This is a genomic window from Variovorax sp. OAS795 (assembly GCF_040546685.1).
Classification (GTDB): Bacteria; Pseudomonadota; Gammaproteobacteria; order Burkholderiales; family Burkholderiaceae_C; genus Variovorax.
Window position 1 is genome coordinate 114430 of record NZ_JBEPOH010000002.1, and the last position, 25690, is coordinate 140119.

Annotated in this window: 25 protein-coding genes and 1 pseudogene; 19 read left to right on the plus strand and 7 right to left on the minus strand. The window is 63.6% G+C overall.

The window, feature by feature from the left end; genetic code table 11:
* Window positions 1-6 precede the first annotated feature (6 nt).
* On the plus strand, window positions 7-534 hold the full coding sequence (locus ABID97_RS25950; RefSeq protein ID WP_354402016.1) for a hypothetical protein: 528 nt from the start codon (window positions 7-9) through the stop codon (window positions 532-534).
* A gap of 173 nt (window positions 535-707) precedes the next feature.
* Here the strand turns inward: ABID97_RS25950 and ABID97_RS25955 are convergent, their stop codons facing one another.
* From ABID97_RS25955 to ABID97_RS25980, 6 genes are all read right to left on the minus strand, one after another.
* On the minus strand, window positions 708-1388 hold the full coding sequence (locus ABID97_RS25955; protein ID WP_354402018.1) for a hypothetical protein: 681 nt from the start codon (window positions 1386-1388) through the stop codon (window positions 708-710).
* A gap of 128 nt (window positions 1389-1516) precedes the next feature.
* Window positions 1517-1738 (minus strand): TonB family protein, encoded by a 222-nt coding sequence (locus ABID97_RS25960; RefSeq protein WP_354402019.1) that lies wholly within the window; start codon window positions 1736-1738, stop codon window positions 1517-1519.
* Between the two features lie 13 nt (window positions 1739-1751).
* On the minus strand, window positions 1752-2837 hold the full coding sequence (locus ABID97_RS25965; protein WP_354402020.1) for a MaoC family dehydratase: 1086 nt from the start codon (window positions 2835-2837) through the stop codon (window positions 1752-1754).
* A 14-nt stretch (window positions 2838-2851) separates the two neighbouring features.
* The gene (locus ABID97_RS25970; protein WP_354402022.1) at window positions 2852-3718 is read right to left on the minus strand and encodes an HTD2 family dehydratase; all 867 of its coding nucleotides are present in this window, start codon (window positions 3716-3718) and stop codon (window positions 2852-2854) included.
* Entirely contained in the window at window positions 3715-4950 is a 1236-nt protein-coding gene (locus tag ABID97_RS25975; protein ID WP_354402023.1) for a CoA transferase, read from the minus strand. The genes ABID97_RS25970 and ABID97_RS25975 overlap by 4 nt, the downstream gene beginning before the upstream one ends.
* Before the next feature lie 146 nt (window positions 4951-5096).
* Entirely contained in the window at window positions 5097-6059 is a 963-nt protein-coding gene (locus tag ABID97_RS25980) for a LysR family transcriptional regulator (protein WP_354402025.1), read from the minus strand.
* Between the two features lie 150 nt (window positions 6060-6209).
* Between ABID97_RS25980 and ABID97_RS25985 the strand changes: the two genes are divergently transcribed.
* From ABID97_RS25985 to ABID97_RS26045, 13 genes and pseudogenes are all read left to right on the plus strand, one after another.
* A complete protein-coding gene (locus ABID97_RS25985; protein WP_354402027.1) occupies window positions 6210-7451 on the plus strand; it encodes a CaiB/BaiF CoA transferase family protein in 1242 nt (413 codons plus the stop codon).
* Window positions 7452-7477: 26 nt separating this feature from the next.
* Window positions 7478-8968 carry an aldehyde dehydrogenase gene (locus tag ABID97_RS25990; protein ID WP_354402028.1) on the plus strand — a complete coding sequence of 497 codons (1491 nt, stop codon included), beginning with the start codon at window positions 7478-7480 and terminating at the stop codon, window positions 8966-8968.
* A gap of 31 nt (window positions 8969-8999) precedes the next feature.
* The gene (locus tag ABID97_RS25995; protein WP_354402030.1) at window positions 9000-9788 is read left to right on the plus strand and encodes an SDR family NAD(P)-dependent oxidoreductase; all 789 of its coding nucleotides are present in this window, start codon (window positions 9000-9002) and stop codon (window positions 9786-9788) included.
* Window positions 9789-9815: 27 nt separating this feature from the next.
* Complete coding sequence (locus ABID97_RS26000) at window positions 9816-10799, plus strand: quinone oxidoreductase family protein (protein ID WP_354402031.1); 984 nt, start codon at window positions 9816-9818, stop codon at window positions 10797-10799.
* A 24-nt stretch (window positions 10800-10823) separates the two neighbouring features.
* Window positions 10824-11573 (plus strand): SDR family NAD(P)-dependent oxidoreductase, encoded by a 750-nt coding sequence (locus ABID97_RS26005; RefSeq protein ID WP_354402033.1) that lies wholly within the window; start codon window positions 10824-10826, stop codon window positions 11571-11573.
* Between the two features lie 45 nt (window positions 11574-11618).
* On the plus strand, window positions 11619-12779 hold the full coding sequence (locus ABID97_RS26010; protein WP_354402035.1) for an ABC transporter substrate-binding protein: 1161 nt from the start codon (window positions 11619-11621) through the stop codon (window positions 12777-12779).
* A 131-nt stretch (window positions 12780-12910) separates the two neighbouring features.
* A pseudogene (locus ABID97_RS26015) lies at window positions 12911-13781 on the plus strand (branched-chain amino acid ABC transporter permease).
* Between the two features lies 1 nt (window position 13782).
* Entirely contained in the window at window positions 13783-15756 is a 1974-nt protein-coding gene (locus ABID97_RS26020; protein WP_354402036.1) for a branched-chain amino acid ABC transporter ATP-binding protein/permease, read from the plus strand.
* 11 nt (window positions 15757-15767) lie between these two features.
* Window positions 15768-16490, plus strand: a complete 723-nt coding sequence (locus tag ABID97_RS26025; RefSeq protein WP_354402037.1) for an ABC transporter ATP-binding protein — start codon at window positions 15768-15770, stop codon at window positions 16488-16490.
* 21 nt (window positions 16491-16511) lie between these two features.
* On the plus strand, window positions 16512-16838 hold the full coding sequence (locus ABID97_RS26030; protein ID WP_354402038.1) for a DUF1330 domain-containing protein: 327 nt from the start codon (window positions 16512-16514) through the stop codon (window positions 16836-16838).
* Between the two features lie 19 nt (window positions 16839-16857).
* Window positions 16858-18525 carry a GMC family oxidoreductase gene (locus ABID97_RS26035; RefSeq protein ID WP_354402040.1) on the plus strand — a complete coding sequence of 556 codons (1668 nt, stop codon included), beginning with the start codon at window positions 16858-16860 and terminating at the stop codon, window positions 18523-18525.
* 11 nt (window positions 18526-18536) lie between these two features.
* Window positions 18537-19526, plus strand: coding sequence for an HpcH/HpaI aldolase/citrate lyase family protein (locus tag ABID97_RS26040; RefSeq protein WP_354402042.1), 990 nt, complete (start codon window positions 18537-18539; stop codon window positions 19524-19526).
* 64 nt (window positions 19527-19590) lie between these two features.
* Window positions 19591-20433, plus strand: coding sequence for an HpcH/HpaI aldolase/citrate lyase family protein (locus ABID97_RS26045; RefSeq protein ID WP_354402043.1), 843 nt, complete (start codon window positions 19591-19593; stop codon window positions 20431-20433).
* 188 nt (window positions 20434-20621) lie between these two features.
* Here ABID97_RS26045 and ABID97_RS26050 read toward each other — a convergent pair whose 3' ends face one another.
* Window positions 20622-21401 (minus strand): IclR family transcriptional regulator, encoded by a 780-nt coding sequence (locus tag ABID97_RS26050; RefSeq protein WP_354402045.1) that lies wholly within the window; start codon window positions 21399-21401, stop codon window positions 20622-20624.
* A 205-nt stretch (window positions 21402-21606) separates the two neighbouring features.
* On the opposite strand from ABID97_RS26050, the gene ABID97_RS26055 reads away from it, so the two are divergent.
* Genes ABID97_RS26055 through ABID97_RS26075 form a run of 5 tightly spaced genes read left to right on the plus strand, consistent with a single transcriptional unit; the run spans window position 21607 to window position 25654 of the window.
* Window positions 21607-22629 carry a TRAP transporter substrate-binding protein gene (locus ABID97_RS26055; protein ID WP_354402047.1) on the plus strand — a complete coding sequence of 341 codons (1023 nt, stop codon included), beginning with the start codon at window positions 21607-21609 and terminating at the stop codon, window positions 22627-22629.
* A 5-nt stretch (window positions 22630-22634) separates the two neighbouring features.
* Entirely contained in the window at window positions 22635-23093 is a 459-nt protein-coding gene (locus ABID97_RS26060) for a type II 3-dehydroquinate dehydratase (RefSeq protein WP_354402048.1), read from the plus strand.
* A gap of 1 nt (window position 23094) precedes the next feature.
* Window positions 23095-23667 carry a TRAP transporter small permease gene (locus tag ABID97_RS26065; RefSeq protein WP_354403059.1) on the plus strand — a complete coding sequence of 191 codons (573 nt, stop codon included), beginning with the start codon at window positions 23095-23097 and terminating at the stop codon, window positions 23665-23667.
* Complete coding sequence (locus ABID97_RS26070) at window positions 23664-24941, plus strand: TRAP transporter large permease subunit (RefSeq protein WP_354402049.1); 1278 nt, start codon at window positions 23664-23666, stop codon at window positions 24939-24941. Before ABID97_RS26065 ends, ABID97_RS26070 begins: the two co-directional genes overlap by 4 nt.
* Window positions 24942-24949: 8 nt before the next feature.
* Entirely contained in the window at window positions 24950-25654 is a 705-nt protein-coding gene (locus tag ABID97_RS26075) for a hypothetical protein (protein ID WP_354402050.1), read from the plus strand.
* Window positions 25655-25690: the final 36 nt, after the last annotated feature.

The following is a 25690-nucleotide window of genomic DNA, read 5'->3' on the forward strand; positions in this document are numbered from 1 at the left end:
AACCGGATGATCCACGCACAGCGCGGCAAGTCTCATGGGTCGATGACCGGACCCCGAGCATCGAAACGATGCGGGTCTGCTGCCTTCGGGCATTTGTTCATTCTTTTCGCGGCGCTTGTTCTTTCGAGCACGGCAGCCGCTCAAGAGATTCGCTTCTTGCCGACTGTGACCAACGCACAAGATTTCCCGGACAAGACCATGGTTGGCAGCGGGCACCTGAAGTGCCGCGATTTCCTCGCGATGCTGGACGATCCGAAACGGCAGGCAGAAGTCGATTCGGCGCTCTCGTGGCTTGAAGGCTATGTATCCGCGGTGAATCATCTGGATTCTTCGGTCGGAGGTGCCATCGAACTGCCGGTGCTCCTGCGCAGCCGTCAGTTTCTTCTTGAGCAGACGAAGGCAGCATGTGACCGGCAAGGCCCATCGCAGCAAGGAGCGGACGGCACCCTGCTGGATGTGGCAAAACTCGTGCGAGGAGCGGTGAACGGGGAGAAGAGAAACGTACTCTCTGGAAGGTCTGCGCCGCCTCGCTGACCTTGCGCTGGGGTGGGGCGAGGAGCGTGACCTGGTCGCCCAGTTCGGCCGGCGCCATCTCGTCTACCGCGACCAGGTCGGGATGCTGCTGCCCAAGCGCAGCAGGCGCGCCCGCAAGACGCCCACGGGGCCCTGAGCGAGCGGCTGCTCCAGGCCCCGTCCGACCGCCAAGGTCAGTTCGCCGCGAAGCAGTACATCAGCCCGGCGCTGCCGCTCGTCTTGAGTTGGTCGACGCTGCAGCCGCGCGTGCCGTGCGAAGCGTTCCACGAAGCATTGGCGACCGGATCGGGGTTGGTGCCCTTGCGGTCGTGGTGACCCACGATGGCGGAGCCGCCGTCGCTCTTGGTCCAGTTGCCGCATGTGGTGTCCTTGCCGGGATCGGGCACGGCCAGGGTGCCGTCAGGGCGCGAGCCGGTGAGGATGTCATGGCGGTTGACCGGATCGCCGAAGCCCGAGACCACCTCGCCCTTCTCGGTCAGCGACGTGTCCTTGCCGACCTTGGCGTTGGCGCTGTGCAGGTCGGCCACGCTGGTGGCGACGACCACTCCCTTGACATTGGTCCAGGGACCCGCGCCGATTCGATCGCGCGCATTGACGGCCGGCTGGCCGTCCGCGGGTGCGGCGCTCAGATAGGCACGCCACGTCTTGTTGCCCGCCCCCGCACTCGTGGCCAGCGACTGGCAGAAGCGGTCGGCTCCAGCCAGGCCTCCGAGGTCGCCGCCCTTGCCGGGGTTCACGCTGGTGATGAAGAAGCTCATGGGGTTGCCGCCTGATGCACGCATGGCTCCGCAACCGACGATCAGTGCGGTGGCTGCGAGGGCGGCGCCAGCGGAAAGAATGAAGCGACGAGGCATCGGGAGTCTCCTGGCAGTATTGGAGCCGAGAGGCTACCGCACCGTCGTGCCGGCGGCAATCCGAGCCGGCCCCGATGCGTCTGCGCACTGCACCATCATTGCGGCGGAAGGACGGGGGGGTCGCCTTCTCAGCAGTCCAACGGACTCACGCCGCGGCATTGCGCAGAGGCCTTGACATTCATCGGCATCAGCGTGGTGACCGGTATGGCCGCGCCCGCTTCGCGGTAGGGGACGAACCTGGCAGCAACAAGCGCTCGCGCGGCGGCTCCATCGAGCGCTGCGCTTCCGCTGCTGCTGACCAGCAATGTCTTGCGCACTGCGCCGCGCTCGTCCACATGCACGCGCAGCACGGCGAGCTCGGACTCAACGCGCCAGCGACGCTCGCGGGATGGCGACAACGTAGTCCAGGTCAAGGACGACGTGAGTGCGCTGTTGGGTGTTCGCCTGTGCAGCCGCGTGAAAGTCGAGCGGCTTGTCGGCACCGTGGTTTCGCAGGCCGAGCGTGCGGAGCCGGAGTGCTCCGACATCGCTTCGACCAGGAAGCTTCACCTTCTCCAAGACCTGGGTGCGCGCGTACAAGGTGTCGCCGGCGACCGTGGGTGCGACGTGCGAGCCGCCGTTGATGGCAAGGATGCTCGTCGCGTTCTCCATTCCGTCGTAGCAAAGCGCCCGGCAGATGGAGATGACGTGGCCACCATAGACCAGTCGCTTACCAAGGGGCGAGCTTGCCATGTGCAACGCATCGAAGTGGGGCTTCGAGTTGTTCTGGTAGAGCCGCGTTGCGGACATGTGGTCCGCGTCCTCGATGGTCATTCCCAAGGGATGGACGATGACCTCCCCTGGGCTGTAATCGTCCCACAGGTCATTTGCCCCGGAGAGCTCGCACCACTCTTCAAGCGCATCGGAGGACTCCAGCCGGCACGCGGAAGTCAGGTCTTCCAGCCGAACGGATACCTGAAGACTTGGAACGTGTGCACCACCCGCTTTGGCGGCGGGATCGGCCTTGTTGACCATCACCCAACGAACCCAGCTGAGAACGTTGCGTCCAGCCTGGTTGCAACAGGTGGACCGGACGTACACGAGGCCTGTCTTCCTGTTCGAGTTCTCCTTCAGGCCAATGACCACGCTCTCGCAACGCAATGTGTCACCCGCGAACACGGATTCGGTGAACCGAACCTCGGCATAGCCAAGGTTGGCCACTGCGTTCAGCGACACGTCCGGGACCGTCTTCCCGAAGGCGATGTTGAACACAAGCACGTCGTCGAGAGGTCGCCGGTCCAGGCCCATGAGCTTGGCGGCCGTCGATGCCGAGTGCAGCAGCTGGCGTGCGCCGGTCAACGCGATGTAGACGGAGGCGTCGCCCTCCGTCACCGTGCGCGGTGTCCCGTGTTGGATGACCTGGCCTAGCTGGAAGTCCTCAAAGTAGTTGCCCCGTCTATCTTTCTGCATAGTCTCCTCGTTGTTTACTCGAGCAAGGCGGTGCCGACGGTCGCCTCGGCGCCGTCGAGGTCTGAAACCCATAGCGCAAGGCTGCCTGGTTCACGCTGATGTCCGCAGACTTGAAAGCTATGCGTATCCATGATGGGCTTCTGCGCTTTGAACGTGAACTGGCGAATGCCCGCGTCAGGCAACTCGCGGCGGACCAGGTCGAGCATCAAGGTCGCCAGCAGCGGGCCATGAACAACCAGTCCGGCGTAGCCCTCCACCTCGGTGGCGTACGGCCTGTCGTAGTGGATGCGATGGCTGTTGAACGTCAGTGCCGAGTACCTGAAGAGGAGCGGCGCACTTGGTAGCACCGCGCGAGACCACAATGCCGGTGCTGTCCGCGGCGCAGCCTGGTGTGCGGCCTTGACCGCAACAGGGGCCGCGTCGCGATACACGATGTCCTGATCTTCGACGACCGCAAGAATTCCGTCGCAGAAGATCTCGTGGCGGACGTTCACAAAGAACATGGAGCCGCTGCGGCCTTCCTTGGGTTTGATGTCAGCGACCGTTGAGGTTCGGCGAAGTGCGGCCCCGATGCGCAGGGGGGCGTGGAAGGCCACCTGGCTGCCGGCCCACATGCGACTCGGCTTGGGGATGGGCGGTAGGAAGCCCCCTTTGTGGGGATGGCCGTCTTGCGAGAGTTCCGACGTGGGCGCACGCGGCAGGAAGTACAGCCAGTGCCAGAGCGGAGGAATGGCGGCTCCGACGTCGAGCGGCGTGGGGTGGTCGAGCGTCGCGGCCATGGCCCGAACCGGGGCCAGGGTGGCGACGTCGAGGCTCTCCTCGCTGCGACCAATCCAGCTGTCGTAGTCAATGGGGCTCGCGGCCTCGTGCGCCGTGGTCACGCTTGGCTTCCAGAAGCATCGGCGCCCGCAACGATGGCTTCATCATGGAGGCGTCCCACTTCGGCGGCGCTCAATTTCAGGACGTCGAGCAGGACCTCATCGGTGTGTTGTCCCAAAAGGGGGGCAGGAACAACGGGATGGCGGGTCGCTCCGAAGATGCGGGTTGCGGCGCCGGCCGCAAGGTGGTCGCCGACCCCCTGCGTTGTGACACGGTTGAATACTTCGTTTTGGGTGCTCAGCCGAGGATCCGCGGCCACGGCTTGTGCAACCGTCTGGTAGGGGCCCCAGCACACGCTGTGGGCGCGCAGCTGAGCGGCTACTTCATCGAATGTGCGAACGGCGCTCCAGGCCTGGAGGAGGGCCGCGATCGGCTCCCTGGCAGTGAAACGGTCTTCTTCCCTGCCGAAGTCGAAATCCAGCTTTTCCTCGAGGGCCCGGATGGCCGATTCCTGGCCGCTGGCTGCGACAAGGCTGCGCCACTGGTTCATGGAGATGGCAGCCACGTAGAACCGCTCACCATCGAGGGTGGTCAGGTCCTTGCCGAACGCGCCATAGAGGTAGTTGCCCGTCGACCTGCGGCCGGCGCCGAGAAGCTCAACCTCGGCTGTGAGGCCAAGGTTGGCGATGGTTGCGAAAGCGAGGTCCGATAGCGCAAGGCGAATCTCTGCGCCTTGGCCGGTGGCGCGTCGATTGGCTAACGCAGTGGCAATCGCGAAGGCTGCGTTGTACGCGCAAGCGACATCCCATGCGGGAAGTACATTGTTTACGGGTTCGCTGGGGTCCCCACTGCCTGTCAACGCGGGGTAACCCACGGCGCAGTTGACCGTGTAGTCGACAGCCGTCGAGCCGTCGGAGTTTCCTTCGATGGTGCAACTGATGAGGTCGGGCCTCGCCTGGGCCAGGGATGCGTGCGACAACCAGGGTGCCCCCAGGTTGGTGAGCAGAACACCGCCGTTGCTGCCCTCCTGTGCGATGAGCGCGCGGACGAGCTCACGCCCCTGCGGCTTGCGCACGTCGATTGCGACCGAGCGCTTGTGCTTGTTCAGCCCAGTCCAATACAGGCTCCTTCCGGCAGGCGAGAGGGGTTGACGGCGGTAGTCGATGCCGCCTCCTGGCACGTCGATGCGGATGACATCGGCCCCGAACTGCGCCAAGGCCATGCCGGCCAGTGGCGCGGCAATGAATGCCGAACTCTCGACCACGCGGATGCCGCCGAGCAGGTTGTAGTTCATGTGACTCCTTCGTGTGCATCAGCCCTTGGCGAACCCTTTCGAGGCTGTGCGGTGCGGAGGAATCTATCGGGCGGTCACTGCAAGCGCAATCGAAATTATCTGAATAACTGTGAAGAATAAACGCACAGTAGGTCAACGGAGCTGCGTCACTCATCGGCCACCACAAGTTCGCGCCCGGTGCCAGGGCGTTCGTCAGCGTCGGGGATGAGTTCTTTTAGCAGGCGCACGAGCTTCAATGACGCGGGCGACAGCTTGTGGCCCCGCAGAGTGTTGATGCACACCGTGCGCGACAAGGTGGGATTGGTGATGCGCAGCACGTAGGTGTTGGGGTCGCCGCGAGAGGGAAGGGTCACCTTCGGCAGGATGGCCGCCCCCAGGCCGGCATTCGCCATCGAGATGAGCGTTTGAGCTTGGGAGAACACGTATCGGGTGGTGAACCGAAGGTGGCGCTCTTTCATCGCATCTTCCAGCATGCCGCGCAGCGCCGTCGCCTTGCTAAGCATGAGCAGTGGCACGTTGCTCAGCGTCGCAAGCGAGATGGTCCGCTTTGCCGTCTTGAGGTATCGCCGGGGGACGAGCGCGTAGAACGGGTCTTCCATCACAGGCTCCATCAGGAACTCGCTCGACTCGATGGAGGGACCGATGCCGAAGTCCACCTCGCGCTTGCGGATGCTTTCAAACTGGGCGCCCGATGTCATTTCGTGCACGGCGACATCAATGCCGGGGTGTTCGCGCTCGAACGCGGCCAGCACCCGGGCAAGGCGGGTTTCCGCCACAGTCGGAGAGCATGCGAGGACAACCTTGCCGTGCTGGATGTCCGCGGTCTCGCGGATCTTGCGCAGGCCGATCTCGACCTCGTGGTACGCCCGGTGCGCGCACTCCATCAACTGCTCGCCCTCCGGCGTGAGGTAGACGTTGCGCGTTGTACGGTGGAACAGCGGGACGCGCAGCTGCTCCTCGAGTAGGCGAATCTGCGCGCTGACGGCGGATGCAGACCGAAACGACTTCTCGGCCGCCGCCCGAAAACTCCTCTCCTCCGCCACCAGCATGAAGGTCTGCAGTAGCTTGAGGTTGACGTTCATGGAGGCTTGTGTGTTCGGCGTCAGCATCGTTGTCTTTCTTCAGGGCATAGCGGAAGGCGTTTCCAGATTGTGCTGGAAAACTTCGGAATTGAACGAATAAATGCGATTGCCCGACGCGAGCTTGCTGCCTAGAGTTCGCTCCGTCAAAGCAACAAGCGTCAATGGGGACAACCGAAAATGAGCAACAGCGCAAACCAAAGCGGCCAGACGAGCTCGGTACGCGATGAACACACAGGGGCTATGCAAGGCCTGCGGGTCCTGGACATAGCGACCTTCGTGGCGGCTCCGTTCTGCGGAACCATCCTTGCGGATCTCGGGGCCGAGGTCATCAAGGTCGAACAGCCCAATGGTGGTGACTCGCTGCGCAAATTCGGCACCATCACCGAGTGCGGTGACAGCCTTGTCTGGCTCAGCGAAGCACGCAACAAGAAGGCCGTCACGCTGGACCTGCGCAAGCCGGAGGGTGTAGCGCTGTTCAAGCAACTGGTCGAGAAGTCCGATGTTGTCTTGGAGAACTTCCGTCCTGGCACCCTTGAGAAGTGGGGCATCGGTTTCGAAGACCTGCGCAAGCTGAATCCCAAGCTGGTCATGCTGCGCATCAGCGCGTACGGTCAGACCGGCCCGAAGCGCGGAGAACCAGGTTTCGCACGCATTGCACATGCGTTTGCCGGTCTGTCCTGGCTAGCAGGAGAAGCCGACGGCCCGCCAGTGGTCCCCGGTTCGACCTCCATGGCCGACTACATCTCCGGTATGTGGGGTGCCATCGGTGTGATGGCCGCGCTGCGCAACAGCGAGATCACCGGCCGCGGCCAATTCATCGACATCGGCTTGTACGAGTCCGTGTTTCGGCTCCTGGACGAGGTGGCACCAGCCTTCGCGAAGTACGGCATCGTGCGTGAGCGGATGGGTGCGGACACGGTGAACGTGGTTCCGCACAGCCACTATCAGACCGCCAGCGGAGAGTGGGTAGCGCTGGCCTGCACGAACGACAAGATGTTCGAACGGCTGGCCGTGGTGATGGACAAGCCCGAGTTGGCGAATACGTACCCAACAAGCGTCGTTCGCGTCGAAAACCGCGCGCTCGTCAATTCGCTGGTCGCCGAATGGATGGCGACGTACACGCTCTCCGAGGTCTTGGAGAGGACGCGTGACGGTGGTGTCCCTTGCGCCCAAATCTATTCCATCAAGGACATCTTCGAAGACGAGCAGTACCGCGCACGCGGCAACCTGCTCCACGTCTACGACCCGCGCGCTGGCGAGTTGGTGCTCCCGGCGCCGATGCCGCTCCTGTCAGAGACACCACCGCAGTTTCGGCATGCCGGCAGGGCGCTGGGTGCCGACAACGCCGAGATTTTTGGGGAGCTGCTCGGTTTGTCGGAGAAGCAACGTTCGGACGCTACCGCCGCGGGCGTCATTTGAAGCGCAATTGCACAAAGGAAACTGGAATGAACGCAGAAGAAATCAAGACCTACCGCATGTTCATCAACGGCGAGTGGGTGGACGCTGCCGATGGCGGCGCATTCGACACCTCGGAGCCGTACACCCGCAAAGTCTGGGCGCGTATTCCGCGCGCCCGGAAGGCCGATGCAGACCGTGCGGTGCATGCCGCGGCAGCGGCCCTGGACGGACCCTGGGGCAAGCTGACAGCGAGCGCGCGCGGCCTGTTGATGTTCCGCGTGGCCGACCTGATTGCGCGCGATGCCGAGAAGCTGGTCCGGATCGAAACGCGCGACAACGGCAAGCTCATCTCGGAGATGCGTGCCCAGGTCGGGTACCTGCCCCAATACTTCCGCTACTTCGGCGGGCTAGCCGACAAGATCGAAGGTGCCGTTTTGCCCATCGACAAGGCTGATACCTTCAACTACACAACGCACGAGCCGCTCGGCGTCTGCGTAGCCATCACCGCCTGGAACTCGCCGTTGCTCCTTGCGGTGAACAAGTTGGCACCGGGCCTGGCTGCAGGCAACACCTTCGTGCTGAAGCCGTCGGAGTTCACCTCCGCATCGGCCCTTGAGCTTGCCGCGCTATTCCATGAAGCAGGCTTCCCGCCGGGCGTGGTCAACGTGGTCACCGGATTCGGTGGCGAGGTCGGCGCGCCTCTCGTCGAGCATCCGAAGGTTGCCAAGGTGGCGTTCACGGGCAGCGAGACCGGGGGGCAGCGCATCTATGAAACGGCTGCACGCGACTTCAAGCATGTGACGCTGGAACTGGGCGGCAAGTCGGCCAACATCGTCTTCGAGGACGCGAACCTGGAAAACGCGGTCAGGGGTGCCATCTCGGGCATCTTCGCCGCGACGGGCCAGACCTGCGTCGCGGGCTCACGCCTGCTGGTCCAGCAGTCCATCCACGACGAGTTCGTGGAGCGCCTGGTCGACTTCGCCAGGAAGGCGCGCATCGGTGACCCGCAGCTGGACACCACGCAGGTCGGGCCAGTCACGACGTCGCCCCAGTACGAGAAGATTCTCGACTACATCAACATCGCCAAAGCCGAAGGTGCGGTTTGCCGCCTGGGCGGCAAGGCGGCCACTGGCCCCGAGGTTGGTGTCGGCCAGTTCGTCGAGCCCACCATCTTCTCGGGCGTGAGCAACTCCATGCGCATTGCACAGGAGGAGGTGTTCGGCCCGGTTCTGAGCGTCATCCCGTTCAAGGACGAGGACGAAGCAGTGGCTATCGCCAACGACAGCCTGTATGGCCTGGCCGCGGGCATTTGGACGCAGGACCTGCGCCGCGCCATGGCCATGCCGAAGCGGCTGAAAACCGGCATCGTCTGGGTCAACATGTATCGGGCTGTGAGCTACATGTCGCCCTTCGGCGGCTACAAGCGCTCGGGCGTCGGCCGCGAGAACGGCATGGACGCCGTGCGGGAGTACCTGCAGACCAAGAGCGTCTGGATCAGCACATCGACCGAGACCGCGGACCCCTTCGTCATTCGCTGAGCCACCCGCCACCAACTACAGAGACAACGCCATGAGCACTTCCTCTATCCAACCCATCCTGCCCGGCTTTCGTCTGAACGGCCGGCGCGCTCTCGTGACCGGCGCGGGTGCTGGCATCGGTGCCGCAATCGCCGCGGCACTGGCGGAGGCCGGCGCTGAAGTCGTGATGATGTCGCTGCGCGAAGACGAACTGAACGACACCGCTGGCCTCATCCGAAGCGCCGGCGGCTGCGTTACGACCTGCGCCTGCGACGTCACCGACTCGGCGATGGTCCGTCGCCTCATCGGCGGCCTGCCGAACCTGGACATCATCGTCAACAACGCAGGCACCAACATTCCCGAGCCGTTCCTCGAGGTCAGCGACAAGAACCTGGACTTCATGAGCAACCTGAATGTGCGCGCTGCGTTCGTCGTTGCCCAGGCCTCAGTTCGCAAGATGCTGGAGGACACCGAGCGGGCGACGAAGGGAGGTGTTGTCATCAACATCACGTCGCAGATGGGCCACGTGGGCTCGCCAGGCCGCACCGTGTACTGCATGAACAAGCACGCGACGGAAGGCCTTACCAAGGCCATGGCGGTCGAACTGGCCCCGCAGAACATCCGCGTGAACAGTGTGGGGCCGACTTTCGTGGACACCCCTCTGGTGCGCAGCATTGTCGATACCGAGGAGAAGAGGCAGTTCCTCTTCTCGAAGATTCCGATGGGCCGCCTTGCCACTGTCCAAGACATCGCCGCTGCGGTTCTGTACCTCGCTTCGCCTGCAGCGGCCATGGTGACCGGCGCCGCGCTGCTGGTCGATGGCGGCTGGACCGCCCAGTAACCCCCTTTTGCATTGATTGGAGAGAACATGAGCAAGTACGGACGGATCGTTGTCGAGACCACGGGTGTGCCCGACGTGATGCGCTGGGTAGAGGATGAAGCGCGCTCGCCCGCCCAAGGCGAGATCCGCGTGCGCCACGAAGCCATCGGCGTCGACTACATCGACACTCAGATTCGATCGGGTCTGTTGCCCGCAACTCTGCCCACGGGCCTGGGCTTCGCTGGCGTGGGCATGGCGGTGGAAGTCGGCGCTGGCGTCGAGCACATCAAGGCCGGCGACCGCGTTGCCTACATGTACTTCACCGCTGGAAGCTACAGCGAAGAGCGCATCGTGCCCGCCGAGCGCGCCATTGCTCTGCCTGACCAGTCGCTCGCGGCAGACTTGGCCGCCGGCGCGCTGTTCCGCGGTCTCACCGCTTGGTACCTCTCGACCCGCCTGCGCCCTATCGGCAAGGGCGATGCGGCACTCGTGCACGCGGCGGCAGGGGGTGTAGGCCTCATCCTGTCTCAGTGGCTCAAGCACCTCGGCGTCACCGTCATCGGTACGGTCGACACCGAGGAGAAGGCCGCCGTCGTACGCGAGTACGGTTGCCAGCATGCGGTCGTTCTGAGCAAGGAAGACTTCGTTGCCAAGGTCAATGAGGTAACGGGCGGCGCCGGCGTGGCCATCGTCTACGAAGCCATCGGCAAGGAAACCTGGGAGCGCTCTCTGGATTGCGCACGCCGCTTCGGTCTCGTGGCCTCGTACGGCTGGCCCTCCGGTGACCCCGGCGAGGTGTCGCTGATGAACTTGCGCACCAAGGGGTCGCTGTTCGTGACGCGTCCCACGGTCACTCAGTACACGGCGGAGGCGGACGACTTCCGCACCGGTGCCGCAGCTCTGTTCCAACTGGTCAAGGACGGCGCCATCCGCATCAAGGTCGGCAACTCCTACCCGCTGAAGGAAGCGCACCGCGCGCACACCGACATCGTGGCCGGCCGCACCGTCGGCTCCGTCGTGCTGATCCCCTGATTGCACTGGTTCAAGGAGACATGCATGTTATTGAAGAACAAAGTTGTAGTGGTGACGGGAGCGGCGTCTCCTCGTGGCATCGGCTTCGCCACCGCGCAGCGGTGCGCAGAGGAGGGCGCCCGGGTGGCACTGCTGGACCTCAACCAGGCAGCTGCCACCGCAGCCGCGGAAGCCATCAGCGGGAGCCACCGAGGCTACGCATGCGACGTGAGAGACGGCGAGTTGTGCCGCCAGGTCGTCCAGCAAATCCTCCAGGACTTCGGCCAGATCGACGTTCTGGTCAACAACGCAGGCGTCAGCCAGTCCAAGCGTCTCATGGACAGCACGGTCGAGGACTACGACCTGGTGATGGACTCGAGCCTGCGCGGCACCTACAACATGTCGCGCGCCGTGGTCCCGCACTTCCGAGAACGCAAGAGCGGCAGCATCGCCTGCATGGGCTCCATCGCCGCGCAGCGCGGTGGTGGCGTGCTGGGCGGCCCGCACTATGCGGCAGCGAAGGGCGGCGTGCAGTCCCTGGCGAAGGCCATGGCGCGCGAGCTGGCACCCGATGGCATTCGCGTCAATGCTGTCGCTCCAGGCCTCGTCGATACCGAGCTCCTGGTCGGAAAGATCGACGACGCCGGAAAAGCGCGCGTCGCTGAGGGCACACCGATGGGCCGCCTCGCAACGCCGACGTGCATTGCGAACGTGTTCATCTTCCTGGCCAGCGACCTCTCTCGATACGTGACCGGCTCCGTCATTGACGTGAACGGTGGCCTGCACATTCACTGAACTTTCAACCTGGCTCGAACGAGCCGCCCACCCGAGGAGACAACAATGAAGTTCAAGCTTTCCCTGAGCAAGACCGTGCTCGCGCTCGCATTGGTCGCAGCCGGCGCCGCGCACGCCCAATCCGGTGAACCCATCAAGGTCGGTTTGGCCGGCCCATTCACCGGAGGCTCCAGCCCGATGGGCGTTTCCATGCGCGACGCCATTCGCATGGCTGTCGACGAAATCAACGCTGCGGGCGGTGTGATCGGCCGTCCGATTCAGCTCGTCGAGCGTGACGACGAAGCCAAGAACGAGCGCGGCGTGCAGATTGCCCAGGAGCTCATCCACCGCGAGAAGGTTGTCGCGGCCCTGGGCTTCATCAACACTGGCGTGACCATGGCGGCCGCACCGATGTACCAGGAAGCGCAGGTACCCATCATCACGCCTGGTCCGACGGGTACGGCGCTGACGCAGCAGTTCCCGGGCTATGTCTTCCGCGTGTCGCTGCCCGACTCGATTCAGGCGGACATGATCGCGGAGGAGGCGGTCAAGCGCCAAGGCTTCAAGAAGATCGCCATCTTGGCCGATTCCACGAACTACGGTCAGCTCGGTCGGGAAGACATGGCGGCGGCGCTCGCCAAGCGGGACATCAAGCCGGTGGCCGTGGAAAAGTTCAACGTACGCGACGTCGACATGACGGCCCAACTGCTGCGCGCGAAGAACGCGGGCGCCGAGGCCATCCTGACCTATGCCGTCGGCCCCGAGCTTGCGCAGATTGCAAACGGTATGTCCAAGCTCGGCTGGCAGGTGCCCATGATTGGCAGCCACACGTTGTCCATGCCCAACTTCATCGAGAACGCCGGCAAGAACTCCGAGGGTGCCATCTTCCCGCAGACCTTCGTGGAAGGTCAGACGGCGAAGGGGACTGCTTTCGTCGCCAACTACAAGAAGCGCTACAAACTCGACCGCATCGCGGCGATGGGCTGGGCTGCTCCCGGCTACGACTCGGTCTACCTCCTGGCCGCCGCGATCAAGCAGGCCGGCTCCACGGACGGGCCGAAGCTGCGGGCCGCGCTCGAGAACCTCAAGGAGCCGGTCGATGGCGTGCTGATGCGCTACCAGCAGCCGTTCTCCAAGGACAGCCACGAACTGTTCCGCGATTCGTCCAAAGCCCTGATGGCCACGATTCGCAATGGTCAAGTCGTCAAGCTGGCTGACAGCAAGTAAGGCTTCCTCCGAAAGGCTTCGCTGGTGCCCTCGTGAAAAGGGGGCGCTTTGAAACAACACGCATCGAAGGCGCGCCCCGGCTGGAAGTTCCGCCGGGAGTGTGAGCCTGAGTGCAACTGAGGTCCACTCAAATGGAAATCTTGCTGCAGATCCTGTTCAGCGGCTGCGCTGTAGGAATGATCTACGCCGTCATCGCATTCGGCTACCAACTGACGTTCGCGACATCGGGAACCTTGAACTTCGGGCAGGGCGAAGCACTCGCCATCGGCGCGTTGGTGGGCCTGACCTTGAGCAGCTACCTCGGTTACTGGGCGATGATTCCAATCGTCCTGGCGTTCGGTGCATGCTACGGACTGTTCGTCGAGCGCGTGGGTGTTCGGCCCGCGATGAAGCTCAAGTCCGAAGGCTGGATCATGTCGACCATCGCCATCGGCATCATCCTGAAAAACGAAGCGGAGAACCTCTGGGGCCGCGAGGACATGCGTTTCCCATCGCCGGTTTCGGAGCAGGCATTCCAGATCGCCGGTGCACGCGTGATGCCTATGGAAATCCTGGTCGTGCTCGGTGCGCTGGCCATGATGCTCGGTATCGAGTTCTTCAACCGCAAGTCCATCTACGGCAAGGCGGTTGTCGCGACTGCAGTGGACCGTGAAGCCGCTGGGCTGATGGGCGTGAACACGGGCAAGGTCATCTCGTTCTCCTATGCGCTTTCGTGCGCTACTGCCGCCTTCGCCGGTGTGCTCATCGCACCGCTGACGTTGGTTGGTGCCGGCATGGGCGCCTCGCTGGGCCCTGAAGGCGCTCGCCGTAGCCATCATCGGTGGGCTCACCTCGGGCCTGGGCGTCATCGTTGGCGGCCTGATTCTGGGTCTCTCCGAGACCGCGACGGGCTTCTTCTTCTCCACAGGCTACAAAGACGTGCCTGGCCTGCTGTTGCTGCTCCTGGTCCTTTCGGTAAAACCCGATGGCCTGCTCGGCAAAGCACTCATCAAGAAGGTGTGAAATGAGCATCCGGCGTGCATCTGTGTTCACCGCGGCGGTGGCTGCCCTCGCAGCAATTCCGCTGTTCACCACCAACCCGTACTACATCCACCTGCTGGTCGTCATTGGCATCTACGCCATCCTGCTGTTCGGCATGGACGTCGTTGTCGGCTACACCGGCGAGGTGTCGCTCGGTCATGCCGGCCTGTTCGGCATTGGCGCCTACGCGGCTGGGCTCATCTTCATGAAGCTGGGCCTGCCCTTCTGGGTTGGCTTGATAGCGGCAATCGGGATCACCGCCGCGTTCGGCCTGTTGCTGGCGCTGCCTGCACTGCGGGTTACAGGCCCCTACCTGGCGATGGTGACGCTTGCCTTCGGAACCATCCTGGCGATTCTCTTCAACGAGATGGACTTCTTGACCTCGGGACCTCAGGGACTGGTGGTGGCAAAGCCCTCCATCTTCGGCATAGAGAACAAGGGGGTGGGCTTCTACTACTTCACGCTCGCGATGAGCGCGCTGTGCTGGATCGGGGTCACGCGCTTGCTCAAGTCGCACTTCGGCCGCGCGTTCATCGCGCTGCGTGGAAGCCCCATTGCCGCGGACTGCATGGGGGTGTCGGTCTACAAATACAAGGTTGTGGCCTTCGTCATCAGCGCAGCCATGGCTGGTCTGGCCGGCGGCATGTTCGCCTTCAGCGAGGGCTACATCGCGCCGAACAATTTCACCGCCGAGCTTGCCATCCTGTTCCTGCTGGCCCTCACACTTGGTGGGCGCCGCTCGCGCATCGGTTCCGTCCTAGGTGCCGCCGTCATCGTGGTGCTCCCGAACCTGCTGTCCGACATTGCATTGTTCCGAATGCTGGCTGTCACGCTTGCAGTCGTCATCACGGGCTACGCCATTTACCGCGTGGCATCGAAAGGCCTCGGCCTGCTGACGGCAGCGATTCCGGTCACGATCGTCATTGGCATGGCAGTGTTGTCGTTCACGCTGACCGACATTTCCGAGCGCCGCCTGACCATCTTCGGTCTGCTGATTCTGGGCGTCGTGTACTACATGCCGGACGGCATCGTCGGCTTCATTCGCTCCGCAACCAAGGGGCTGCGCGCCAAGCCCAAGAAGCATGCGGTGGTCACCACCAGCGTGGTCGCCACACCGTCGCAAGCCATCCAGGCGACGACGTCGGGATGGCAAGGCGCCATCCTGCAGGCGAAGGGGGTGGTCATGCAGTTCGGTGGCCTGAAGGCGGTCAACCAGCTGGACATGGTGGTGGAGCAGGGTGCCGTACATGGCCTTATCGGGCCGAACGGCTCGGGCAAGAGTACGATGATGAACGTGCTCACCGGCATCTACGCGCCCACCTCTGGCGACGTTGTGTTCGAAGGCAATCGCATCAACGGCAATACGCCTTCCAGCATTGCGCTCGGAGGCATCGCGCGAACCTTCCAGAATGTGCAGTTGTTCGGCGACATGAGCGCGACGGAGAACATCCTCGTCGGTCTGCACCACACCTTCAAGTCAACTCTTCTCGATGTCGTGCTGCACACGAGGAGGTACCGGGACGAGGAAGCTGCGGCCCTGCAGCGTGCCCAGGCGCTCCTGGACTTCGTCGGGCTGTCAAGAGACGCGGAAGAGGAGGCACGCAACCTGCCATACGGCCGCATGCGGCTGCTGGAGATTGCGCGCGCCCTGAGCCTGGGTCCTCGCTTGCTGCTGCTTGACGAGCCGGCTGCCGGGCTTCCGCCAGCGGAACTGCCGGACTTGGTCCAGATGATTCGCAAAATCAAGGAGCACGGCGTGGCCGTCATCCTCATCGAGCACCACATGGACGTGGTCATGAGCATCTGTGACCAGGTCACCGTGCTGGACTTCGGACAGAAGATTGCAGAGGGCACGGGCTCCGAGGTGCGAAGCAATCCGAAAGTGGTCGAGGCATACCTTGGGGCCGAAGTCGTGCACGAACCCAAGGGCGCTGGCTTCGCTCCCGCCATGGCTTGAGAGGTACTGACATGCTGCAAGTAAAAGATCTGCATGCGGGTTACGGGCCCACCAATGTGCTTCATGGTGTCTCGCTCGAAGTGCCAAAGGGCAAGGTGGTGAGCCTTATCGGGTCGAATGGCGCCGGTAAGACAACGACCATGAGAGCCATCTCTGGAATGCTCAAGCCGCGCTCGGGTTCCATCAAGCTGGAAGACAAGGAAATTGCCGGCTTGGATTCCCATCACATCGCGCGGCTGGGGCTGGCTCACAGCCCGGAAGGGCGACGCGTCTTCTCCAACCTTAGCGTGCTCGACAACCTGCGACTGGGCGCGTTCCCGCGCTACACCGGTAGCCGTCCGAAGGGCGACGTCGAGTCGGACATCCAAAGCGCCTTGGAGCTGTTCCCCCGGCTGAAAGAGCGTCAACAACAAGCTGCAGGCACCTTGTCCGGGGGCGAGCAGCAGATGTTGGCGATGGCCCGCGCGGTGATGCTCAATCCCGATGTGATCCTGCTGGATGAGCCTTCAATGGGCCTGGCGCCCAAGCTGGTCGAAGAGGTATTCCGCATCATCCGCAAACTGCGCGCCCGGCACGTCACGATGCTGCTTGTCGAGCAGTTCGCAGCCGCTGCGCTTGATGTTTCCGACTACGCCTACGTGCTCGAAAGTGGCCGCATTGCGCTGGAAGGACCCGCCGAAAAACTGAAGGGCGACCCGGCGGTCAAGGCTGCCTACCTGGGTGGTTCCCACTAAAACATCACAAGGAGATTGAACATGAACGGGCAAAAAGGCTACATCTACGCAGAGCTGAACGTACATGATCCCGAGCTCTTCAACACCGAGTACGCGCCGCGCGTGCAGCCTGTGCTGGAGAAGTACAAGGCGCGGTTCTTGGTGGCCGGCGGTGCACCAACAGTGCGCGAGGGTGAGCGCGACGTGCAGCGAATCGTGTTCCTGGAGTTTGACAGCCCCGCGCTGGCCAAGCAGTTCTATGACTCGCCGGAGTATCAGGACGTCATCGCCTACCGGTTCAAGTCGGCCACGACGCACCTCTACATCCTTGAGGGCGCCAAGCACAACGACCCCACCATTCGCCCGTAAGTGGCACAGCGGACCTGAAATGGAAACCAGCAAGTTCGACTTCATCATCGTGGGTGCCGGCTCGGCCGGCTGCGTCCTCGCAAACCGGCTGACTACGGACCCGAGCGTCCGTGTCCTCCTCGTGGAGGCGGGCGGCGAGGACCGTAACGTCTGGCTCAAAGTGCCCGCCGGCGTGCCGAGGGTGGTCGGCCACCCTGGGCTGACCTGGGGCTACGTTTCGGAGCCGGAGCCGGGCTTGAACAATCGCACCATCATCTGGCCACGCGGCAAGACCTTGGGCGGCAGCAGCTCCATCAACGGACATGTCTACATGCGTGGGACTGCCGCGGATTACGACGGCTGGCGGGAGCTGGGCAATACTGGCTGGGGCTGGTCCGACGTGCTGCCTTACTTCAAACGTGCAGAGCGGCATTACCTTGGTGAGACAGAGCTCCACGGCGGCAGTGGTGAACTCACCGTATCGCCGCTGCTCGAGCCACACGTCGGGTCGCAGGCCTTCGTCGAAGCGGCCACCCGCATCGGCGTGCCGCGCAACGATGACTTCAACGGAGCGACGCAGGAAGGCGTCGGATACCTGCAGTTCGCCATCCGCGAAGGCGTCCGGGCCTCGGCGTCTGCGGCGTTCCTGCACCCGATTCGCAACAGGCCCAACCTCACCTTGGTGACGGGCGCGTTGGTGGAGTGCATCTTGCTGGAAGGCCGCACCGCGGTCGGCATTCGCTACCAGCAGGGTGGCACGGTGCGCGAGGCGAGGGTCACCAGGGAGGTGCTGCTCGCTGGCGGTGCCATCAACTCGCCTCAACTGCTCATGCTGTCGGGCATCGGTCCGAGCGAGCAGCTGCTCTCCCATGGGATCCAGGTCCGCCAGGCGCTCGAAGGCGTCGGGCAGAACCTGCAGGACCACATCTACGCCCACTGCCTGGCCAGCGTCGACCCCGTCTTCTCCATCAACAACAAGATCTCGAGCAACGTGAAGATGATTCCGGACGTGTTCCGGTACCTGCTGACCCGTCGAGGTCTGTTGACATCCGCCGCCGCGCAGGTCGGAATGTTCCTGCGCTCCGGCCCCCACACCGATGTTCCCGACCTGCAGGTGCAGATGCGGCCCTTCAGCATGATCAGCAAGGCTGGCATGTACAAGGCCAACAGTGAGCCGGCGTTGACCGCGTCGACCACGCTGTTGCGCCCGTACTCCCTGGGTTCTGTGACCCTGCGGACCTCGAAGCCGCAAGATGCGCCGAAGATGCTCGCCAACTACCTGACCGACCGCCGCGACATCCAGCCCCTCATCGAGGGCATTCGCATCATCCGGAAAGTCTTCAACACGGCGCCCTTCAAGGATCACTTCAAGAGCGAGATGCTGCCGGGCGTCGATTATCAGACCGACCGTGAGCTCGAGACCTACCTGCGCGCGAATGCGCAGTCGATGTACCACCCGGTCGGCACATGCCGCATGGGCAACGGGCCCGACGCCGTCGTGGACCAGGAGCTTCGCGTGCGGGGCATCGGGCAATTGCGGGTCATCGACGCCTCTGTCATGCCACGCATCCCGTCGGGCAACACCAACGCACCGACCATCATGATTGCAGACAAGGCTTCAGACCTTATCTTGCGTGGCAAGCCGGGTAGTGATGCGACCGTTGTTCTCGGCCCGTCGGCCCGCGCAATGGCGCAGGCCACGACCTGAAGGAGGGCAATATGTCTTCTCTTGTGCACCCAGACCGCGCCCTCTTCGCTGGCGAGAAGTTGGCACCGGCGCTTGCAAGCTGCGAGCACTTCGCTGGAAGCGAAAAGCTCATCTTGAAGGCACTGAGCCTGCAGGAGTCTCTCGGGACCATCTTCGATATCACGTGTGACTGCGAGGACGGGGCCAGGGCTGGCGAGGAGCATGAGCATGCCGAAATGGTCGCCCGGGTGATGCTGTCCGACGCCAACAAGCATCACCGCCTCGGGGTCCGCATCCACGACCACACGCACCGCTCTTGGAAGCAAGATGTGGACATCGTTGTGGGCCAGGCGGCCTGCCGTGTAGCCTACGTGACCATCCCGAAGACCACGCGAGTCGATGCGGCCGCTGAGGTCATTGCGTACGTCCAGGATGTCGCAAAGCGAGCGGGGCGAAGCACCCTCGTCCCCGTGCACATCCTCATTGAGACGCATGGCGCCCTGGAGCATGTCTTCGCACTCGCGCGCCTTCCTGCTGTGGAGGTCCTGGACTTCGGTCAGATGGATTTCGTGAGCGACCACCACGGCCTGATCCCGGCTACGGCCTTGCGCAGTCCTGGCCAGTTCCAGCACCAATTGCTCGTGCGCGCAAAAGCCGCGGTGGTCGCCGCGGCCGCGGCGGCCGGTGTCGTGCCGGCACACAACGTCTGTCTGAACCTGAAGGACGAGGGCGTTGTTCGCTCCGACGCTGAGCGAGCCAACCGCGAGTTCGGGTTTCAGCGCATGTGGAGCATCTACCCGGCGCAGATTGAACCTATCGTAGCGGCCATGCGGCCGGCGTTCGGCGAGATGGAGGATGCTGCTGCGATCCTCGCGCTTGCGCAAGACGCAAGCTGGGGCCCGATTCAGTTCAAAGGCGAACTGCACGACCGCGCAACGTATCGGTACTACTGGAGCCTGCTCAAACGGGCCCGCGCGACCGGCATGGGCATTCCAGACGACGCTGACGGACGGTTCTTCTGAACCGCGTTTGCCGCTGCGGCAATGAGCCGCAGCATCGACTTCCCGGAACCAGAGGCCCTTCATCGTGCTATCTCCCAGCCCCGTTCGCAGCGCCGACGCGCGCACCTTTCTTTTCGTTCCAGGAGACCGGCCCGAGCGCTTCGACAAGGGATTCGGCAGCTCAGCGGATGCCCTCATCTTGGATCTCGAGGATGCCGTCCTTCCTGAGAAGAAGACCACCGCGCGCGCACTGGTGGCAAGCTGGCTGCATCCCGACAGGCCGGTTTGGATTCGCTGCAATGCCGCTGGCACGCCATGGTTCGCGCAGGACATGGAACTTGCGGCCCTTCCGGGCATTGCCGGCGTCATGTTGCCGAAGGCAGAGGCCATTCCAGGCGGGCTCGCCGAGCTGTCGGCCAGGTTGGCGTTGCCTATCATTCCGCTCATCGAGACGGCCGAAGGTCTGCACCGAGCGCTTGATACCGCCCGTTGCGCGGGTGTTCTCAGACTGGCATTCGGGTCGATCGACTTCCAAGTCGATCTCGGACTGGATGGGGAAGACGACGCGTTGCTGTTCGCGCGCAGCCAGCTGGTGATGGTGTCTCGCCTCGCACAGATTGGACGTCCACTCGACGGAGTGACGGCGGATGTTCGGAACCAAGAACTGCTTCGTAGCGAAACGCTGCGGGCTCGTCGGCTGGGCTTTGGCGGGAAGCTCTGCATTCATCCCGGCCAAGTGGCCACGGTGCACGAATGCCTGGCGCCTTCGTCAGAGCAGCGCGCATGGGCTGAGCGGGTTCTCGCGGCGGTGCGTGAGGGTGCGCCAGGTGCAACTACCGTCGACGGGAAGCTTGTGGACTTACCTGTGGTGAAGAAGGCCGAGCAGATCGCCGCGATGGCTTCTGCATCGACTGGTGACACTGCGTAGGTCCGCGTCCGCGCCAGTCCTTTCGCAGCTCACCCGCGACGTTGGAAAGGCTGTGTTCGTCCACGCAGAGCCGCAGGAAGTGGTGAATGCGTTCGATGCTCCGCACAAGTCCTCCGAAAGCAGACTCCGGACGGCGGTCACTGGCCCTCGCGCGAGCAGATGTCCATTCGCGATCCCCCCGGCGCTCGTCAGGCCCGCTTCTTGAACATGGCCGACGCACCGCTCGCCGCACGAATTCTTTCAGCAGCGTCCAGCAAAGCTTCCGACAGCTCCTCCATGCGCGCCTCGGTCAGGCGCACCAATGGGCCGGCGATGGTGACCACGCCTATCGCGCCCCTGCGTGACATCACCGGTGCGGCCATCGCCGTCATCTGCGGTGCGAACACTTCGCTGATCATGCTGAAGCCGCGCTTGCGTGTTGCGTGCACATAGGCCAGCAGCGCCTTGACGGTGGTGGGGGCCTTGGGGCCGAAGTCCTTGGGTAAACCGAAGCCCTGCCTGGCAACGAGGCGCATGCCTTCTTCGTCGCTCATGGTCGACAGCCAGGCGTGACCGGCGGAGCTGCACGAGAGTGGCACCGACAGGCCCATGTCAGGGTCATAACGCAGGCCGCGGCGTGCGCCCTGGGCCTTGGCGACAAAGGCGAGGTCGTCACCGTCGACCACGGCCAGGCGCACCAGCTCGCCCGATTCCTCGGCCAGGCTGTCGAGCAGCGGCTGAGCCACATCGACCACGCCCGACGCGCTCAAATAACCCAGGCCCAGCGATACGAGCTTGATGGTCAGAACGTATTCGCCCTGCTCACGCACCTGCCGCACATAACCGCAGCGGCACAGCTCGGCCAGCAGCCGGTGGGTCGCGCTGAGCGGCATGTCGAGCGTGGCGGCAATCATGGAGACGGTTTGCCCCTCGGGGTGCGCGGCCAGCTGCTCGAGCGTCTTGAAGCTTCGTTCGAGAAGCATGCTCATGGGGAAATGACGGTTTCAGGCAAGGGCATGGTGGTATTTGGCCGACGCTTTGCGGCCAGGGCAATCGGAAAATGGTAATGGTTTTCCATATTGGAAAGACTTTCCAACATGATTCATGATCCAGCCTGCCTTGATGGTGGCGCGCGCAGTGGCGCTGCCCGTTCGCTCACTTTTCAGTATTCAAATCCGACACAAAGGACCTGCCATGACGTCGATCCGCTTCACCCGCCGCACCCTCGCCTTGGCCGCAGCCGCCCTGTTGGGCCTCTCGACTGCCGCCGTGGCGCAGGACATCCAGGAACGCACCATCAAGTTCGGCCACCTGAACAACCCCGACCACCCCACCAGCCTGGGGGTGCGCAAGTTCGCAGAGATCGTCGCCGCCAAGAGCGGCGGCAAGATCAAGGTGCAGGAATTCGCGTCCTCCCAGCTCGGCAACGAGTTGCAGCAGCAATCCGCACTGCAGGGCGGCGTGCAGGAAATGCTGGTGGCCTCGACGACGTCGCTGAACGGCATCGTCAAGGAGTTCGGCCTGCTCGACTTTCCGTTCCTCTTTGCCAATGCGAAACAGGCTGACGCGCTGGTCGACGGCCCCCTGGGCAAGATGCTTGCCGCCAAACTGCCTGAAAAGGGCGTGATCGTGCTGGGCTTTTTCGACCTGGGCTTTCGCAATGTCACCAACAGCAAGCGCCCCATCATGAAGGGCTCCGACCTGGAAGGCCTGAAGCTGCGCGTGATACCGAACCCGGTGTTCCTGGAAACCTTCAAGACCTTCAAGGCCAACCCGGTGCCGATGCCCTTTGCCGAGCTGTACGGCGCGCTCGAAAGCAAGGCTGTGGATGGCGAGGAAAACCCCTTCGCGGTGATTGCCTCGAGCAAGTTCTATGAAGTGCAGAAATATGTGAGCGGCACCAACCACGTCTATGCGACCAATCCGGTCCAGATCAGCAAGCGCTTCTGGGACAAGCTCTCGGCGACGGAGCAAAAGATCCTGCAGGACGCAGCCACCGAAGCCCAGAACTGGCAGCGCGTGGTCAGTCGTGACGTCTCGGCCAAGGCCCTCGGCGAACTCACGGCCAAGGGCATGCTCTACAACGACGTCCCGCCCGCCGAGCTCGCCAAGATGCGAGCTGAAGTGCAGCCCGTCTACGCCAAGTTCTCCGCAGCCTACGACCCGGCCATCGTGACCCTCTTCAAGTCCGAGCTGGAACGGGTGTCGAAGTTCTGAATGCCATGAAGATACTTGTCCTCCACGGGCCGAACCTGAACCTGTTCGGCCGCCGGGAACCACACATCTACGGCACCACCACGCTCGCACAGATCGACGCCATGCTGGCAACACTGGCCGGGGAGCTGGGCGTGACGCTGGCCACCCTCCAGTCGAACCACGAAGGGGCGCTGATCGATTTCCTGCACCAGCACATCGACACCGCGCAGGGCGCGCTGGTCAACCCCGCCGGCCTCACGCAGCATGGCGTGCCGCTGCACGACGCGATCAAGGCCATGCCCTTCCCGGTGGTTGAGGTGCACATGTCCAACCTGGCGACACGTGAGACCTGGCGCCACCACTCGATCATCTCGCCGGCCGTGAAAGGAACGATCCAGGGCTTCGGCCCGCGCTCGTACCTGCAGGGCCTTCGTGTCGTGACCGACATCGCGCGCGAAGCGCAGCCCCTTGCCGCGAAAAGCTGACATGGGCAAGTTCGTCGACACGGTCTGCAAAGGCATCGAGTTCCTCATCGCCCTCGGCCTGGCCATCATGGTCGTGCTGGTGTTCGGCAACGTCGTGTTGCGCTACGGCTTCAACTCGGGCATCACGGTGTCCGAAGAGCTGTCACGCTGGCTGTTCATCTGGGGCACCTTTCTCGGAGCGCTGGTCGCACTGCGTGAGCACGCCCACCTCGGCATCGACATGGTGGTGGGGCGGCTGCCCGTCATCGGCAAGAAGATCTGCCTCATCATCGGCCACGCGCTGATGATCTTCATCGTGGTGCTGCTGGTCATGGGCAGCTGGGAGCAGGTCAAGATCAACCTGGACGTCACAGCGCCGACGACCGGCTGGTCCATGTCCATCGTCTACCTCTCGGGTCTCGTGTTCGGCGTGCTGGCGTGCGGCCTGCTGCTGCTGGATCTTTGGAAGGTCATCACCGGCCAGCTGTCGGACGATGAACTGGTCATGGTGCAGGAGTCGGAAGAGGCCGTGCAGCTCAAGCAGGTGCTCGACGATGCGCGCCAGCCGGAGACCTCCGCGGGAGCACGGCCATGACCATCTTCATTTTCATCGGCTCGCTGCTTGCCGCCATGGCCCTGGGCATTCCCATCGCGTTTGCGCTGCTGGCCAGCGGTGTCGCGCTGATGTGGCACCTGCAACTGTTCGACGCGCAGATCCTGGCGCAGAACCTGGTCGGCGGCGCCGACAGCTTCCCGTTGCTGGCCGTGCCGTTCTTCATGCTGGCCGGCGAGATCATGAACGTCGGCGGCCTGTCGCGCCGCATCGTCGACCTGGCGCTGGCGCTGGTCGGCCACGTCAAGGGCGGGCTGGGCTACGTGACCATCATGGCGGGTTGCCTGCTGTCGGCACTGTCGGGCTCGGCCGTGGCGGACGCAGCCGCGCTCACCGCGCTGCTGCTGCCGATGATGGTCAAGGCCGGGCACAACAAGGTGCGCGCGGGCGGCCTGATTGCATCCGTGGGCGTGATCGGCCCGGTGATCCCGCCGAGCATCGGGCTGGTGATCTTCGGTGTGGCGGCCAACGTGTCGATCTCCAAGCTCTTCCTCGCGGCCATTGTGCCGGGCCTGCTGATCGGCGGCGCGCTCTGGGTCACCTGGGCCTGGCTCGTGCGGCGCGAGGACATCGTGCCGCCGCCGCGCAAGTCGGCGACGGAGATCATGAAGGCGTTCCGCGACGCCACCTGGGCGCTGGTCCTGCCGGTCATCATCCTGGTTGGCCTGCGCATGGGCGTGTTCACGCCCACCGAGGCGGCCGTGGTGGCTGCGGTCTACGCCCTTTTCGTCTCGACCGTGATCTACCGCGAACTCAAGCTCCCGCAGCTGTACGGCGTTTTCGTCGCCTCGGCCAAGACCAGCGCCGTCGTGATGTTCCTGATCGCCGCGGCCATGGTCAGCGCCTGGCTGATCACCGTCGCCAACCTGCCGCGAATGGTGGTGGACCTGCTCAAGCCCTTCATGGACAGCCCGATCTTGCTGATGGCCGCCATCATGCTGCTGGTCATGGCCGTCGGTACGGCGATGGACATGACGCCCACCATCCTGATCCTGACGCCGGTGTTGATGCCCGTCGTCAAGGCCGCAGGCATCGATCCGGTCTACTTCGGCGTGCTGTTCATCATCAACAACTCGATCGGGCTCGTGACGCCGCCGGTGGGCACGGTGCTCAATGTGGTGGCGGGTGTGGGCAAGATCAGCATGGACGATGTCACCAAGGGTGTCATCCCTTTCATGATCGCCGAGTTTGCGGTGATGTTCCTGATGGTGGTTTTCCCCAAGCTGGTCACGGTTCCGGCAGGCTGGTTCTACTGAGGTTCGACATGGCACTTCCAGGCAATGCTGCAGTCGCGATGTGGTGGGACATCCTGCCCCCGCAGCGCGAGGAGTTCCAGGAGTGGCACTCCCGCGAACACTTTCCGGAACGCATGGGCATCGAAGGCTTCCTGCGCGGCTCACGCTGGTCGAACATCGACGGCGGAACGGGTTTTTTTGTGCTGTACGAGCTGGCATCGTATGAAACCCTGACCTCTCCGGGCTACCTGCAGAGCCTGAACAACCCGTCGCCATGGTCGACGAAGATGATGCCGCACCACCTGCACATGGTTCGCAGCCAGTGCAAGCTGCTCAGCAGTTTCGGCGCCGGACTGGGCCAGGCGGTGCTGACGATTCGGCTGTCCCCTGCGGCTGGCCAGGCAGGGCCTTTGCTGGCCTGGCTTGAAAAGCTGCTGGCGCGCCAGGCAGAAAGCAGAGGCATCGTCGGGGCGCACCTGCTGCAAACCCGCACGCCGGAGGCAGCCATGACGCAAGAGCAAAAAATCCGCGGCGGGGATGCCGCCGCCGACTGGATTGTCTTGCTGGCTTCCTATGAGACGCAGGCCCTGCAAAACGCCCTGGCCAACGACCTGTCGCCGCAGCGTCTCCAGGCTGCAGGCGCCCTTGCGGCCATGACACACGACATCTACGCCCTGTGCCATTCACTGGGCAAGCATGACTTGCAGCCTGCCGCGCAAGGCGGGGCAGCGTAAGTCCCAGAGGCATCGCCGCCCACGCCACGCATCGCA